Origin of the sequence: Pseudomonas sp. IT-93MI4 (genome assembly GCF_949767635.1) — a bacterium.
Lineage (GTDB): Bacteria > Pseudomonadota > Gammaproteobacteria > Pseudomonadales > Pseudomonadaceae > Aquipseudomonas > Aquipseudomonas putida_A.
In genome coordinates this window covers 336,856-352,438 of sequence record NZ_CATKPP010000054.1, presented here as the reverse complement: position 1 = coordinate 352,438, position 15,583 = coordinate 336,856, and the positions used below count along the sequence as shown (strand labels likewise).

Below are 15,583 nucleotides of genomic sequence, written 5' to 3'. Positions count from 1 at the left end.
AATTATCGGCTGAGCGCTGCGCAACGCGTCTGCAAAAACGCCTGCAACACCCGAACGCGTTCGGACACCTGCACCCGATGCGGACACAGCAGATTGAACGGTACGCTCTCGCCATGCCAGTCATCGAACAGCGTCAGCAGGCGTCCGCCGCGCACATCCTCGGCGACGTCCAGCCAGGCTTTGTAGGCAATGCCATGCCCGGCCAGTGCCCAGCGTCGTGCGACTTCGCCGTCATCGCTGAAGTAGTCGCCGTGGACTTCAACCTCCAGCGTTTCATCTGCGCGACTGAAGCGCCAGGTGTTGTAGGGCCGACCATTGCGCAGGTAGAGCAGGGCGCTGTGTTCGCACAGTTCGCCGGGATGTTGCGGTGTGCCATGGCGGGCGAGATAGTCCGGGCTGGCGCAGGCAACACGGCGATGCGCCGGCAGAATCGGCAACGCGACCAGGGTCGAATCACTGGGCACACCAAAGCGCAGTGCGACATCCACGGTTTCGCGGAACAGATCGGCGTGCCGATCGTTGAGCAACAATTGCAGTTGAATATTCGGGTGTGCACGTTTGAAGTCGTCCAGCCACGGCAACAACACGTTGCGTCCGAAATCCGACGGAGCAGCCAGTTGCAGCACTCCACTGAGGCCTTCGCCGTGTTGCTTCAGTGCCTGCTCACCTTCGGCCAGGGCGGACAGGGCAATGCGTACGCTGTCGAGATAACGCCGACCTTCTTCGGTCAGGCGCATGCTGCGGGTAGAGCGCGCGAGCAGGCGGATGCCGAGGCGGGTTTCCAGACGCTTCAGCGCGATGCTTGCGGCGGCCGGCGTCAGTTCCAGCGCGCGGGCAGCGGCAGAGATGCTGCCGGAGTCGGCCACGCGGACGAAGATCTCCAGATCGAGAATCGAGCTCATTGGTAAAAATCCTTTAAAGATTCGTGCGTTTTTGCGGGATTTTTCCGTCATTGGCAAGTTCGGGCGTTGCAATCAGTGAGCAAAAAAAGATCGCAGCCTGCGGCAGCTCCTACAGGGAAACGCGTATTTCCGTGCAGGCGCTGCCGCAGGCTGCGATCTTTTGATCTGGAAGCGTGATTACGCGCGCAGCGTCCGCGTCATGCGCAATGCCAGCAAACTCCCGCCAACAATCACACCCGCCAGCAAATACAACGCCGCATCGGTCGAACCGGTGCTGTCCTTGACCCAACCCACCAGGTACGGGCTGAGGAAACCGGCCATTTGCCCCATCGAGTTGATCAACGCCAGACCACCGGCCGCGGCGCCCGCGCTCAACAGGGCAGTCGGCACTGGCCAGAACATCGGCAGACCGGTCAGCGCGCCCATGGTGGCAATGGTCAGGCCGAGAATGGCGATGGCCGGGTTGGCGGCGAAGTTCACCGCGATCAGCAGACCGAGGGCGCCCATAAGCATCGGTACGACCAAGTGCCAGCGACGCTCTTTGCGCAAGTCCGCCGAACGCCCGACCAGCAGCATGAACACCGCCGCCAGCAGATAGGGGATCGCACTCAGCCAACCGATCACCAGGTTGTCGCTGAAACCGAGGTTCTTGATGATCGACGGCAGCCAGAAGTTGATCGCGTACACGCCGCTCTGGATGCAGAAGTAGATCAAGCCGAAAGCCCAGATCGCCGGGTTCTTGAACACCGCGAGCAGCGAGTCCGAGGTGGTTTTCGGTTTGTTCGCCAGGTCTTCGGCCTGATCCGCCTCAAGCACCGCGCGCTCGTGCGGGCTCAGCCACTTGGCATTGGCGAAGCTGTCGCTGAGCAGGAAATAGGCGAGGGCGCCGAGGATTACGGTCGGAATGCCTTGCAGCAGGAACATCCACTGCCAGCCGGCCAGTCCGCCTTGCCCGGCGGCGAAGTGATTGAGGATCCAGCCGGAGAACGGGCTGCCAAGCAGGCCCGAGACCGGAATTGCCGACATGAACAGCGCCATGATCCGTCCACGGCGGAACGTCGGAAACCATTGCGAAAGATACAGCACCACGCCCGGGAAGAACCCGGCTTCGGCCGCACCGGTGAACAGGCGCAGGGTGTAGAACTGGGTCGGGGTGGTGACGAACAACAGACAGGTCGACAGCGTGCCCCAGGCGATCATCATCAGTGCGATCCAGCGGCGCGGGCCGAATCGGGTCAGCGCCAGGTTGCTCGGCACGCCGCACAGCACGTAGCCGATGAAGAAGATCCCGGCACCGAGGCCGTATACGGTTTCACTGAACTTCAATGCGTCGAGCATCTGCAGTTTGGCGAAGCCAACGTTGACCCGGTCGAGGTAGTTGAACAGGTAGCAGATGAAGATGAAGGGGATCAAGCGCAGGGTGATGCGTTTGTAGACGGCGTTTTTACCGTCGTCGATGGTCTGGGTAGCTGCGGCGCTCTGCGACATAGCGGCTCTCTCTTTATTATGATTTTTTGCGATGCACAGGTTAACGTTGATCGCCCCGAGAGTCTCGGCCACCTGTGGCCGGATTGTCTTTGTGCCTGAGCACAGGGTTTGCCGCCAGACCCTGTGCGGGTGAACAACCGTCCGCCGCCGCTGCTTAAGGATTTTGCCGATCATGTTCGAACTCGATCACGACCTCGCTCAGGATATCGTCGACCGGGCCATGGCCATTTTGCCCTACAACGTCAACGTCATGGACAGCCAGGGCCTGATCCTCGGCAGTGGCGAGCCGGAGCGCATCAACACCCGTCACGAAGGCGCGCAACTGGTGCTGGCCAACGGGCGGGTAGTGGAGATCGACGCACAAACCGCTGTGCACTTGAAGGGTGTGCAGCCGGGGATCAACCTGCCGCTGATGCTCGATCAACGCCTGATCGGCGTGCTCGGCATTACCGGCGAACCGGAGCAACTGCGCACCTACGCCGAACTGGTGCGCATGACCGCCGAAATGCTCGTCGGTCAGCGCAACCAGCAGGCCGAGCAGCAATGGCGGCGCCAGCGTTGCGATGACTTGTTGGCGTTGCTGTTGAGCGAAGCCGGGGATTCGCCGCGGCTGGTCGATGAGGCGCAGCAATTGGGGCTCAAGCCGCAGTTGACCCGGGTGCCATATCTGTTCGAACTGGGTCTGGAGCACGGGCCGGGGCAAACCGTCGAGGCCTTGAGCGCCTGGCTGGCCTCGCGCTACCCGGACAGCTGGTGCGTGAGTTCGGCCAAGTCGTCGCTGCTGTGGTGCCGACCGGCAAGTCAAACGGTTGAGCATGATCGCCTGCTGGAAAAACTCGATGGCCTCGGCTGGAATATTCTGCGCATCGCTGTGGGTGGGCAGGCGGATGGGCTGGCCGGTTTGCGCCGCTGTTATCGACGGGTCGGCGATCTGCTGGCGTATGGGCGTGAGGTGCTGCCGCAGTCGCGACTGCTGACGCTCAATCGCTATCGCTTGCCGGTGATGCTCTGGCGCCATCGCAATGACGACGCGCTGGATGAACTGCTCAAACCGTTGCGCAAAGTCATCGCCAAAGACAGCAACGGCCAGTTGCTCGCAACCCTGCGCAGTTGGTGTGAACACGACGGGCAGAGTCAGGCCTGCGCCGATGCGCTGGGCATTCATCGCAACAGTCTGCGTTATCGGATGGAGCGGATTGCTGAGTTGAGCGGGGTTGATCCGCTGAAACTCGACGGGATGCTGGCGTTGTACCTCGGGGTGCAGTTGCTTCCTCAGACTGAGCCGGACTGATCGGGTGTTTTCACCGACACCTTCGCGAGCAGGCTCGCTCCCACAGGGGGAATGCATTTCAAATGTGGGAGCGAGCCTGCTCGCGAAGGCGTCGGCACATTCCATACAAGGTCTTTGTAGAAATGAACAATAAACGCCCACCGCCCTTGTGCAGCGGACCGGCGTCAATGCGCAGGCCGACTGGCAGCATGAGGAGCATTGGAACTGGAGAATTCGCATGAAGATCGTCATCGCCCCCGATTCGTTCAAGGACAGCCTGAGTGCCCAAGGCGTTGCCGAGGCCATTGCGCTGGGGTTGGCGCAAGTCTGGCCGCAAGCAACACTGGTCAAATGCCCGATGGCCGACGGCGGCGAGGGCACGGTGGAATCGATTCTCGCCGCTTGCGAGGGTGAACTGCGCCGCACCCGAGTACGCGGGCCGCTGGGTGCGCCGGTCGATGCCGCGTGGGGCTGGTTGCCACACAATCACACCGCGATCATCGAAATGGCCGAGGCCAGTGGTTTGCAATTAGTGCCTACGGGGCAACGCGATGCCTGCATCACCAGCACTTTCGGCACCGGCGAACTGATTCGCGCCGCGCTGGATGCCGGCGCGCAACGGGTGATTCTGGCGATTGGCGGCAGCGCCACCAACGACGGCGGCGCCGGCGCGATGCAGGCGCTCGGGGTGAAATTGCTCGATGCGCAGGGTCAGCCATTGGTGCCGGGCGGCTTGGCGCTGGCACAACTGGCGCGACTGGACTTGAGCGAGCTTGATCCGCGTCTGGCCCACGTGCGCTTCGACATCGCCGCCGACGTTAACAATCCGCTGTGCGGCCCGCACGGCGCCTCGGCGATTTTCGGCCCGCAAAAGGGCGCGTCGCCGGCGCAAGTGCAGCAACTGGATCAGGCGCTGGGGCACTTCGCCGAGCTCTGCGCGCAAGCGTTGGGCAAGGACGTTCGCGATGAGCCGGGCAGTGGTGCGGCGGGGGGATTGGGTTTTGCGGCCAAGGCGTTTCTTGGCGCGCAATTTCAGGCCGGCGTGGAAGTGGTGGCCGAGTTGGTGGGGCTGGCCGAAGCGGTCAACGGCGCCGATCTGGTGATCACGGGAGAAGGGCGGTTCGACGCGCAAACCTTGCGCGGCAAGACCCCGTTCGGCGTGGCGCGAATTGCCAAGCAGCACGGCGTGCCGGTGATCGTCATCGCCGGCACCTTGGGTGAGGGTTATCAGGAACTCTACGAGCACGGCATCGACGCCGCATTCGCCGTCACCAGCGGCCCGATGACCCTGGAGCAGGCCTGTGCCGAAGCTCCACGCTTGTTGCGCGAACGCGCGACGGACATCGCCCGGGTCTGGCAGATGGCCAAACTCAATAACTGACTGCGTGAAGATGTTGTGGCGAGGGGATTCATCCCCGATGGGTTGCTAAGCAGCCCCCCGCGTTTTTCGCAAAAAACCAGTTTTGAGATTTTGCGACTGCTGCGCAGCCGATCGGGGATAAATCCCCTCGCCACAGAGGGTTGGTGTCAGGGTGTTTCAGTGGTGAAACACCTTGAAAAATATTTTCGCTTTTCACCAAATCTTCCTAAAGCCCCGCCGATACAGAGATCAGGCGCACACAGATTCCCTCGAACAGTGACGCCTGACTGGTCCCGCCCCCAAGGGCCAGTGATGACGGCACGGACGCTCGCAGCTACCTCTATCCGAGAGTCCAACCATGTCCTTGCGTAACCTGAATATCGCACCCCGCGCCTTCCTCGGTTTTGCCTTTATCGCCTTGTTGGTGATTGTCCTTGGCGTGTTCGCCGTCAACCGCATGTCGACCATCCGCCAGGCTTCCATCGACATGGATACCAACCAACTGCCCAGCGTCACTTACCTTGGCGTGGTCACGGAAAACGTTTTGCGCCTGCGGATTCTGTCGTTCCGGATTCTGGTCAACCGCGACCCGGCAGGTCTGCAAGAAGCGCAAACACGCATCGGCGTGCTGGTGGACAAGGTTCGCAGCGCTCAGGCCAGTTACGCCGCGTTGCCGGCAGAGAGCGAAGAGCGTGCGTTGTATCAGACGTTCGCGACCACGCTCGACAACTACCTGCAAGCGCAAAACCAGATGATGGAGCTGTCGCGTCAGGACAAGGTCGACGAGATGCGCACCTTGATCAACACGCGAATCAAGGACGGCACCGACCAGATGGGCGAGCAACTCAACAAGCTGATCGCGATCAACGCGGCGGGTGCGAAAGTCGCCTCCACCCAGGCCGGTGAACATTACGACAGCGCCATTACCGGCATCATCGTTGTTGCCGTGGTCGCCGCGCTCGCCACGGTACTGCTGGCCCTGTTGCTGACTCGCAGCATCGTCACCCCATTGAATCGTGCCGTGCAGGCGGCACAAACCATCGCTGGCGGCAACTTGACCCAGTCCATCGAAGTCGATGGCAAGGACGAAGCCACCCAACTGCTGCAAGCCCTGTCCACGATGCAGATCAACCTGCGCAAAACCATCGAACAGATCGCCGGTTCCGCGACTCAGTTGGGCGCGGCGGCCGAAGAGCTGAGCGCGGTCACCGAAGAAGCCTCCCGTGGCCTGCAACAGCAGAACAACGAGATCGAACAGGCCGCCACCGCCGTCAACGAAATGACCGCCGCTGTGGAAGAAGTCGCACGTAACGCGGTCTCGACCTCCGAAGCCTCGAACCAGTCGACCCAGGCCGCCCGCGAAGGTCGCGATCAAGTGGTGAAAACCGTTGACGCGATCCAGACCATGACCCATGACGTGCAGAGCACCGCGCAAATGATCGAAGGCCTCGCTGCACAGGGCCGCGACATCGGCAAGGTGCTGGATGTGATCCGCGCCATCGCCGAACAGACCAACCTGCTGGCCCTCAACGCGGCGATCGAAGCAGCGCGTGCCGGTGAGGCCGGACGCGGTTTTGCGGTGGTGGCGGACGAAGTTCGCGCATTGGCCCATCGCACCGCGCAATCGACCCAGGAAATCGAAAAAATGGTCGCCGGCATCCAGAACGGCACCGGCGAAGCGGTGTCGTCGATGCAGCAAAGCAACCAGCGTACCCAGACCACTCTGGAAATGGCCCGCGCTGCGGGTGTGGCGCTGGAGCAAATCACCCAGTCGATCCACCAGATCAACGAGCGCAACCTGGTGATCGCCAGCGCCTCGGAAGAACAGGCGCAGGTCTCCCGTGAAGTTGATCGCAACCTGGTCAACATCCGTGATCTGGCCACGCAGTCCGCTGCCGGCGCGAATCAAACCAGCGCCGCGACCCATGAGCTGTCGCGTCTGGCGGTGGATTTGAATGCGATGGTGGCGCGCTTTGTGATTTGAGAAATACGCAGTTGCCTGAAGTGGGCCGAACCAGATGAGTGTTCGGCCCACCTCGAAGAGTCAGCGTTTCAAGACAGGTCCACTTTGACTTGCTTAAACAAAGATTGTTGCCCAAGGTTTCCTGCACGATCGCGTAGCCTGTAAAACGCGAACATGGTGCCGGAGCCTATCCCACGGATAATCGCGCCACTCAGTTTGATAACGGTACGTGAAGTTGCGTCACGCACCGTTTCAATGATGACCGGCTCCGACGCAAGTGAGCCAAAGTGAAATTCGATGCTGTCGCAGACTCGCTGCTGCATATAGATGCCAATGGTTACCAGAACTTCATCATTGTGGGTGGCGAGATACTGCCGTGTGATCCCCTCACTGTCGATTTCTGGTGGAAATTGCGGAGGCTCTCCCGGATTGCCGAAGTTGGGAGCCGTTAGATCAACCGTGATCGGCGTGCTCGCGGCCATGTCTTCATTCCCGCCAATATCGAGGATGTATGAAACCTCATATACGCCGTCTTGTACCAGGTGTGTCTCAGGGATATGGGCCTCAAATGGGAAAAGCTCCGGGTCGATGGGTGTCGTAAAACGATAGTCCGCCACCCTATTCCCGTTTAACAACAGCCTTAACAGTACGGGCACGCCTGGATCAGGAGGTGAACACTGCCAGTCTGGAATTAACACCTTTAGTGGAGATACCAATGCACTCAATGGCAACAGGTTAACCTGACTGCCAGGGAAATTGGGTAGCGCATCGGGGATTTCCGGTGCGTCCAATAAGAGGGTTTTTTCATTCAGATTCGTCATCGTTTCAACACTCCGTCGTTTCGATTAGAGGGGGCCGCAGTTGTTTCCTCATGTTGATTAAGCGAGCGTTTGTGAAGTGGGTCTACTGTCAACTCTGACAGGTAGTCAGTCGACCGCTAATCGACCACAGTACGAAGTTCTTCTTTAAATTCATCCAAAGGACAAAGCGGCTGGCGCGGTTTGTGATTTGACCTAGGGTGAAGGCTGGAAACCGCGCAATCAGGAGACGTGCATGCGCTATTCAGCCTTGACCCAACGCATCGCCGGGGAGGGCGCCGCAGCCTGGCAGATTCATGACCGAGCGCTGGAGCTGCGCGCCGAGGGGGTCGATATCCTGCTGCTGAGTGTAGGGGATCCGGATTTCGACACGCCGCTGCCGATCATTCATGGCGCCATCGACAGTCTGCTGGCCGGCGATACGCATTATTCCGAGGTGCGTGGCCGTTTGGCGCTGCGCAAGCTGATCGCCGCTCGCCACCAGCGGCGCAGCGGTCAGGTGGTGGATGCCGAACACGTGATCGTGCTGCCCGGCGCGCAATGCGCGGTGTATTCGGTCGCGCAATGCCTGCTGGATCCGGGCGATGAAGTGATCGTCGCCGAGCCGATGTACGTGACCTACGAGGGCGTGTTCGGCGCGTGCGGTGCGACGGTGGTGCCGGTGCCGGTTCGACCGGAAAACGGCTTTCGTGTTGATCCCGCTGATGTCGCTGCACGGATCACGCCGAAGACCCGCGCGATGTTGCTCAACAGTCCCAACAATCCTTCCGGCGCGAGCCTGTCGCTGCTGATCTGGCAAGAGTTGGCGGCGCTGTGCGTGCGCCACGATTTGTGGCTGATCAGTGATGAGGTCTACAGCGATCTGCTCTACGAGGGCGAACACATCAGCCCGGCGAGCCTGCCGGGCATGGCCGAACGCACGGCAACCATCAACAGCCTGTCGAAATCCCATGCCATGACCGGTTGGCGCATTGGCTGGTCGATCGGGCCGAAGGTGCTGGCCGAGCATCTGGTGAACCTGTCGTTGAGCATGCTTTTCGGCCTGCCGGATTTTGTGCAGAAAGCAGCGGAGGTCGCGTTGGCAAGCGATCTGCCGGAGGTGACGCAGATGCGCGAGGAATATCGGTTGCGCCGCGATCTGGTGTGCGAGCGCTTGCGTGGTTGCCCGGGGTTGCAACCGATTCGCCCGGATGGCGGGATGTTCGTGATGGTCGATGTGCGCCAGACCGGGTTTGGCGCGCAGGCGTTTGCCGAGCGATTGCTGGAAGGTTATGGGGTCTCTGTGCTGGCTGGCGAAGCGTTCGGGCCGAGTGCGGCGGGGCATATTCGTATCGGGTTGGTGCTGGATCGGGTGCAGCTGGCGGATGCCTGTGCGCGGATTGCGTTGTGTGCGGTGCAGCTGTTGCAGGCGCGTAGTGCCTGACAGTGTTGTGTTGCCTGAACTGGCCTCTTCGCGAGCAAGCCCGCTCCCACAGTGGATGGGTGTGTACATAATGTTATCTGTACACACCGAACCCTGTGGGAGCGGGCTTGCTCGCGAATGCAATCCGCCATTCAGCGCATTTTTCAGCCCTGCCAAGCCGCCGGATTCACTAGATTCACCGGCTTCTCCCCAGCCAAAGCCGCCAGCAGATTGTCCACCGCACACCTGGCCATCGCCTCCCGCGTCTCATGCGTCGCCGAACCCATGTGCGGCGTTGCCACCACATTATTCAGCTGCAACAACGGCGAGTCATGATTCAGCGGTTCACGCTCGAACACATCCAGCCCCGCCGCGCGAATCCGTTGATGGCGCAGCGCGTCGATCATTGCCGCTTCATCCACCACTTTGCCGCGCGAGATATTGATGAAGATGCTCTCGGGGCGCATCAGCGCAAACTGCTCGGCGCCAATCAGGCCTTCGGTCTGCGCAGTCAGCGGCAGGGTCAGGCAGATGAAATCGGCCTCTTGCAGCAGCGCTTCCAGGCTGCGGTACTGCGCCGCAAAACGTTCCTCAACCGCCGGTTTGCGCGACTGGCTGTGATAAAGCACCGGCATGCCAAAACCGAAATGCCCGCGCTGCGCGAGCGCTTCGCCGATGCGGCCCATGCCGATGATGCCCAGGGTCTTGCCGTGTACATCGGTGCCGAAATGCGCCGGGCCGATGTTGCGATGCCACTGGCCGCTGCGCACCATGTTCGCCAGCTCGACCACGCGCCGGGCGGTGGCGAGGATCAGGGCGAAACCGGTGTCGGCGGTGGTTTCGGTGAGCACGTCCGGGGTGTTGCTGAGGAGGATCTTGCGCTGAGTCAGGTAGTCGATGTCATAGTTGTCGACACCCACCGAGACGCTGGCAATCGCCTCAAGTTGTGGCGCCAGATCGAGCAGCGCGGCGTCGAGTTTCAGGCTGGCGCCGAGCAAACCGTGGGCGCCGGGCAGGGCGTCGCGCAGTTTCATCAAGCCGTCGGCGTCGAGGCTTTCGATCAGCGTCACTTCACACTGTTGCTGCAGACGCGACATCAGCGCCGGCGAGAGTTTCTTGTACAGCACGACTTGCTTTTTCATGAGCAAAAATCTCTTCAGGAATGCGCCGGCACGGGACGCGTGATTACGGCTTTGGCCACGACGCGATCACTGGCGCCAGGCTTGAGAAAAATCGTCAGCACCACCGACAGCAGCAACGCGCCGCTCATCAGCAAATACGAAGCACCGGGCGAACCGGTGGAGCTGTTCAGATAGCCGACCAGATACGAGCCGCCGAACGAGCCCAGCGCGCCCATGCTGTTGATCAGCGCCATCGCGCCGCCGGCAACGTTGGCCGGAAGGATCTCCGGAACGATGGCGAAGAACGGCCCGTAAGGCGCGTACATGCAGGCGCCGGCGATCACCAGCAGCGTGTACGACCACCAGAAATGTTCCGCGCCCAGGGCGTAGGAGCCGTAGAACGCAATGGAGGCGATCAGCAGTGGCGGCCAGACGAAGCGTTTGCGCTTCTGCAGTTTGTCCGAGCCCCACGACACCGCGAGCATGCCGATCACCGCCGCCAGATACGGCAGCGCCGACAGCCAGCCGGCCTCGATCATGTCCATTTGTGCGCCGGCCTTGAGGATCGACGGCAACCACAGCACAAAGCCGTAGACGCCGATGCTCCAGCAGAAAAACTGCAGCGCCAGAATGATCACCTTCGGCGAGCGGAATGCTTCGGCGTAGTTCTTCACCGCTTTGATCCCGACCTGTTCGGCGGCGAGAGCGCTTTCCAGGTCGTGCTTTTCCTGTTCGCTCAGCCACTTGGCCTGAGCAGGACGATCATCGGCCAGCTTCCACCAGATAAACGCCCAGATCACCGCCGGCAAACCTTCGATGATGAACATCCAGCGCCAGCTGAAGTGCTGCACCAGATAGCCCGAAACCACCGACATCCACAGCATCGTTACCGGGTTGCCGAGGATCAGAAAGGTGTTGGCCCGCGAGCGTTCGGCACGGGTAAACCAGTGGCACAGGTAGACCAGCATCGCCGGCATCACCGCGGCTTCGACCACGCCGAGCATGAAGCGGATCACGATCAGCCAGTAGGCGTTGGACACGACGCCAGTCAGGGTGGCGAGGCCGCCCCAGAAAATCAGGCTGAAGAAGATCAGCTTTTTCACGCTGTGCTTTTGCGCGTAGATCGCACCCGGCACCTGGAAGAAAAAGTAGCCGAGGAAGAACAGCGCACCGAGCAATGAAGACAGGCCCGGGGTGATCATCAGGTCGGCGGCCATACCGGACGCGGCGGCGAAGCCGTAGTTGGCGCGATCCAGATACGCCAGGCTGTAGGTGATGAACACGATGGGCATGATGTACCACCAGCGGCGGGCGGCGAGGGTTGCGGTTTTCATGGTGTTGCTCCTGAGCTTGTTGTTTTTGTCGCAGCAGGTTCAATGAATCGGTTGTCTGAGCGGGCCTCATCGCGAGCAGGCTCACTCCTACAAGGGTTATGTGTTTGCCGCTGCAGCTGTGACTGGCGGAGATCCAATGTAGGAGTGAGCCTGCTCGCGATCAGCGGCCTCGAATTCAGCGACGAGCTCAGACCGGGTCGGCAAACCCTCCATATCCCCGCGACTCTGCACCGCCCGACTGCCAATCCAGTTCGCGCGTTGCACCGCCTCGGCAAAACTCTGATGCTCCAGCAGGGCACTGATCATGCCGACCGCAAAGCCATCACCCGCACCCACGGTGTCGACCACGTTGGCCACCGGCACCCCGGCGACAAAACCCTGATCCAGATGCGTGCAGTAATAGGCACCTTGCGGCCCAAGCTTGATCGCCACGGCTTCGGCGCCCTGATCGAGATAAAACGCCGCGATGTCCGCCGGATCTTCGAAGCCGGTCAGCAAGCGACCTTCGCTCAAGCCCGGCAAGACCCAATGGGCGAGGGCGGCGAGGCGGTTGATCTCGCGGATCATCTCTTGCTCGGTGGCCCACAGGCTCGGGCGCAGATTGGGGTCGAACGACACGCTGCGCCCGGCATGGCGCATGCGCGTCATCAGCTCGAACGACATTTCCCGGGCGCTCGCTGACAGCGCCGGTGGAATCCCGGTGGCGTGCAGGTGGCGAGCGCTTAGCAGGCTGTCAGTGATCGACAGCGATGACAGATGACTGGCCGCCGAGCCACGGCGGAAATACTCGACCTGCGGATCGCTGCCGTCGTCGTTACGCGACTTGAACTGGAAACCGGTCGGGTGCTGGTGATCGACCTCGACGTGACTGCAATCCAGACCTTCCTTGATCAAGGTCTCGACCACGAAACGTCCGAGGGAATCGGCGCCGACCCGGCTCAGCCACGCCACATTGAAACCCAGCCGCGACAGGCCGATCGCCACATTGCTGTCGGCGCCGGCAATGCGTTTGTGAAAATGCTCGACTGCAGCCAGATCACCGGTCTGCTCGGCGACCAGCATCGCCATGGTTTCGCCGAACGACAGAATATCGAGATCAGACATGGGCAGGCTCCAGGCGCGTTTGGCCCAGGCGGGCGAGGGCGGCCACGTGCTCGGTAGTCAGTGCCACGAGGTCATCGGCCTGCAATGGGTATTCGGCGGCACGCATGACGCCTTGGGCCATGTGCCGCAGCAGTTGTTCCCACAAATGCAGGTCGCTGACGGCGGGCGGCACCGCCACCAATTTGCCGTCGGCGCGGCGGGCCACGGCTTTGCAGTGCACGTAGCCGACGTGGCGTCCGAGCAGGCGTGCGGCGTTGGCGGCGGACTGGTCTTGCCACTGCCAGTTGCCGATATCGAAGGTCATCTTGATCGGCAAATCATGCTGCTCCACCGCCGCGAAAAAACGCTGGAACGGCTCGATGCGGCCGCCCTGCAAGGTCTGGTCGTTTTCCACCAGCAACTGCACCGGGCTGTTGCCCAGCAGTTGTTTCAGCACTTGCAGATCACAGTTGTCGGTGAAGTAACCGAGCGAGACTTTCAGCCATTTCGAGCCGAATGCCTCTGCGTGTTGCAGGGCGTTGATCAGCTCGGGATTGGGCCGCGCCTGACCGGCGAGCCACAGTTCGCTCGGCGACGAATAGATGCTTTGCAGTCCCTGCGCCCGAGTGGCGGCTCGCAGTTGCTCGGGCACTTCGCGAGTCAGCAACTCTTCGCGCCACTCGATGCGATCAGCGCCAGCGGCGGCCAGCACATCGATGAAGAAGTCCTGCCCGCGTTGGCGCACAAGCTCGGCGCCGTAGCTGGACAGGCTGATGGAAACGGCAGGTTTATTCATTGTTATCTACCTCTGAAACCGGTTTCATTTTTGTTCAAAAAAATCTGATTGATCTTCGTCGGGCGTTCGGGCGCCATCGCGAGCAGGCTCACTCCTACATTTGGAATGCGCTCCCCCTGTAGGAGTGAGCCTGCTCGCGATGGCGCCATAACAGTCACCGCAAAGATCCTCGGGTAGACCCGCGCTCAACCAGCACCGGCGCAAAATCCACTCTGCGCGCTACCTCGACATCCCCCCGCAAACGCTTGAGCAAACATTCAAACGCCCGCGCGCCGATCTCGGCTGTGGGCTGGGCGAGGGCGGTAATTCCGCTGCCGACCAACGGGTACCAATCCAGATCATCCAGGGCAATCAGCCCGACATCCTCGAACAATCGGCAACCGATTTCGCGCAAGGCCAGGGTACAGGCCAGCGCTGCCACGCCATTGGCGCAGAACAGTGCTTTCGGCCCGGTCGCCGGGGTGTCCAAAAAGATTTGAAGATGAGTAGCGAGCGCGTTGCTGGTTTCCAGCACCGACCCGGTCAACCCGGAGCGCTGGGCGATCTGCGTCTGAAAACTGCTGACCCGCTCGATCCGCGAACTGGTGCCGTCATAAGGCTCAGTCACCAGCAACACATCGCGATAGCCGCGCTGCTCAAGGTGCGTCAGGGCCATCTCGACCGCCTGCGGATTGTTCAGCCCGACCATGTCGCTGTCGAGGCCATCGACCTTGCGGTCCACCAGCACCAAGGGCATTTCCCGGTGCAACTCGTGGAGTTCGTCACGGTGATGGCCAAGGGTGTTCACGATCAGTCCCTCGATGTTGTACGAGCGCAACAGCGCCAGATGCTGGCGCTCCTGCTCGTCGTCGCGGTCGGTGTTGCACACCACCAGGCTGTAGCCGTGCGCACGGCAGGCGGTTTCCACCCCGTGCATCACGGCAATCGAATAAGGGTTGCGGATATCGGCCACCAGCATGCCGATCAGGCGCGTGCGCCCGCGTTTCAGACCACGGGCCATCTGGTTCGGGCGATAACCCAGCTCACTGATCGCCTGCTCGATACGCAAGGCGATGGCATCGGAGAGCAGGGCGCGGTCGTCGCCGATGAAGCGCGAGACGCTGGCCTTGGATACGCCGGCGCGTTCGGCAACATCAAACATGGTCACGCGGCTGCGCTGGGCGGCGGAGAAGTCGTTCACGGTCTGAAACCTATTATTGGATTTATTCGTTTCATGCGCCTCGATGGCGCTGAAACCGGTTTCAGGAAACACCAGAAGCTGACACTCCGTCAAGTGAATGCGCGTGGTACTTCAACTTGGCGCCGACGGGCGGTGCTCAGCGTTATTGAAGTATCTGCGCAATGCTCAGCCAAACAGGCCGGCAGCAATATTGATCGAAAAGCCCAGAATCGCGGTGTTGAACACAAAACCGATCAATGATTGCGCCAGGACGATCTTGCGAATATCGCGGGTAGCCACGCCGACATCGGCAGTCTGCACTGCCACGCCGATGGTGAAGGAGAAATACAGGAAGTCCCAATAATTGGGCGTGGTCAGACCTTCAGCGAAACGCAGGGCCGGTTCCTTGCCGTCCCAGGTGTAAAACAGGCGCGCGTAGTGCACACAGAAGATCACCCCGATCACCAGCCACGAACCTACCACGGTGACGGCGGTGAACGCGTAATGCAGAAGTTTGTGATGGGTATCCAGATCCTTGGTGCCGGCCAGTTCCAGGGTGATGGCGGCCAGGCTTGCCAATGCTGCGATACACACCACGAACAGCACCAGTCCGGCATTCTCGTCTTCGACGACGGCGATGCGTTTGACGTCCGGTGCCTTGGCTCGGGTGGCGAGCCAGAACATCAGGATCAGGTAAGTCCAGACGCCGGCGTTCCAGCCGATGAGGATTTTGCTGACGACGGAGTCGGCAGGGACCAGCAGGCCGGTGGCAAGGCCGACCAAAGCGGCGGCGGACAGGCGAGGGTGGGTGCGGGCGAGAAAGCGCATGGGGACTCGATGGGCCAGGATGTTTTTACACCTTAGCCCAGCGACGTCTCGGATGACCA

Annotated in this window: 13 protein-coding genes; 4 read left to right on the top strand and 9 right to left on the bottom strand. The window is 61.1% G+C overall.

Going from position 1 to position 15,583, the window contains the following annotated elements:
• Window positions 1–2: 2 nt before the first annotated feature.
• Complete coding sequence (locus ACM6I7_RS20670; RefSeq protein ID WP_414889178.1) at window positions 3–902, bottom strand: LysR family transcriptional regulator; 900 nt, start codon at window positions 900–902, stop codon at window positions 3–5.
• A gap of 177 nt (window positions 903–1,079) precedes the next feature.
• Complete coding sequence (locus ACM6I7_RS20665) at window positions 1,080–2,390, bottom strand: MFS transporter (protein WP_414889177.1); 1,311 nt, start codon at window positions 2,388–2,390, stop codon at window positions 1,080–1,082.
• 172 nt (window positions 2,391–2,562) lie between these two features.
• On the opposite strand from ACM6I7_RS20665, the gene ACM6I7_RS20660 reads away from it, so the two are divergent.
• The 3 genes from ACM6I7_RS20660 (at window position 2,563) to ACM6I7_RS20650 (ending at window position 7,004) form a co-directional block, all read left to right on the top strand.
• Complete coding sequence (locus tag ACM6I7_RS20660; protein WP_115989841.1) at window positions 2,563–3,681, top strand: sugar diacid recognition domain-containing protein; 1,119 nt, start codon at window positions 2,563–2,565, stop codon at window positions 3,679–3,681.
• A gap of 217 nt (window positions 3,682–3,898) precedes the next feature.
• The gene (locus ACM6I7_RS20655) at window positions 3,899–5,041 is read left to right on the top strand and encodes a glycerate kinase (RefSeq protein ID WP_210557051.1); all 1,143 of its coding nucleotides are present in this window, start codon (window positions 3,899–3,901) and stop codon (window positions 5,039–5,041) included.
• Between the two features lie 337 nt (window positions 5,042–5,378).
• Window positions 5,379–7,004, top strand: a complete 1,626-nt coding sequence (locus ACM6I7_RS20650; RefSeq protein ID WP_096797428.1) for a methyl-accepting chemotaxis protein — start codon at window positions 5,379–5,381, stop codon at window positions 7,002–7,004.
• 68 nt (window positions 7,005–7,072) lie between these two features.
• Here the strand turns inward: ACM6I7_RS20650 and ACM6I7_RS20645 are convergent, their stop codons facing one another.
• Complete coding sequence (locus ACM6I7_RS20645) at window positions 7,073–7,804, bottom strand: hypothetical protein (RefSeq protein ID WP_414889176.1); 732 nt, start codon at window positions 7,802–7,804, stop codon at window positions 7,073–7,075.
• A gap of 232 nt (window positions 7,805–8,036) precedes the next feature.
• Here ACM6I7_RS20645 and ACM6I7_RS20640 point away from each other — a divergent pair, with 232 nt between their 5' ends.
• Window positions 8,037–9,224: a pyridoxal phosphate-dependent aminotransferase gene (locus ACM6I7_RS20640; protein WP_027611991.1), complete on the top strand. Its 1,188-nt coding sequence runs from the start codon at window positions 8,037–8,039 to the stop codon at window positions 9,222–9,224.
• 143 nt (window positions 9,225–9,367) lie between these two features.
• Here the strand turns inward: ACM6I7_RS20640 and ACM6I7_RS20635 are convergent, their stop codons facing one another.
• The 6 genes from ACM6I7_RS20635 to ACM6I7_RS20610 all read right to left on the bottom strand — a co-directional run bounded on the left by ACM6I7_RS20635 (window position 9,368) and on the right by ACM6I7_RS20610 (window position 15,524).
• Entirely contained in the window at window positions 9,368–10,345 is a 978-nt protein-coding gene (locus tag ACM6I7_RS20635) for a 2-hydroxyacid dehydrogenase (RefSeq protein WP_097089675.1), read from the bottom strand.
• A 14-nt stretch (window positions 10,346–10,359) separates the two neighbouring features.
• Window positions 10,360–11,658, bottom strand: coding sequence for an MFS transporter (locus ACM6I7_RS20630; RefSeq protein WP_027611989.1), 1,299 nt, complete (start codon window positions 11,656–11,658; stop codon window positions 10,360–10,362).
• Between the two features lie 96 nt (window positions 11,659–11,754).
• Window positions 11,755–12,762 carry a sugar kinase gene (locus ACM6I7_RS20625; protein WP_414889175.1) on the bottom strand — a complete coding sequence of 336 codons (1,008 nt, stop codon included), beginning with the start codon at window positions 12,760–12,762 and terminating at the stop codon, window positions 11,755–11,757.
• Window positions 12,755–13,537, bottom strand: coding sequence for a sugar phosphate isomerase/epimerase family protein (locus ACM6I7_RS20620; RefSeq protein ID WP_414889174.1), 783 nt, complete (start codon window positions 13,535–13,537; stop codon window positions 12,755–12,757). The genes ACM6I7_RS20625 and ACM6I7_RS20620 overlap by 8 nt, the downstream gene beginning before the upstream one ends.
• A 154-nt stretch (window positions 13,538–13,691) precedes the next feature.
• Window positions 13,692–14,717 (bottom strand): LacI family DNA-binding transcriptional regulator, encoded by a 1,026-nt coding sequence (locus tag ACM6I7_RS20615; RefSeq protein ID WP_414889173.1) that lies wholly within the window; start codon window positions 14,715–14,717, stop codon window positions 13,692–13,694.
• Window positions 14,718–14,882: 165 nt separating this feature from the next.
• Window positions 14,883–15,524: a DUF1345 domain-containing protein gene (locus ACM6I7_RS20610; RefSeq protein ID WP_027611985.1), complete on the bottom strand. Its 642-nt coding sequence runs from the start codon at window positions 15,522–15,524 to the stop codon at window positions 14,883–14,885.
• Window positions 15,525–15,583 lie beyond the last annotated feature (59 nt).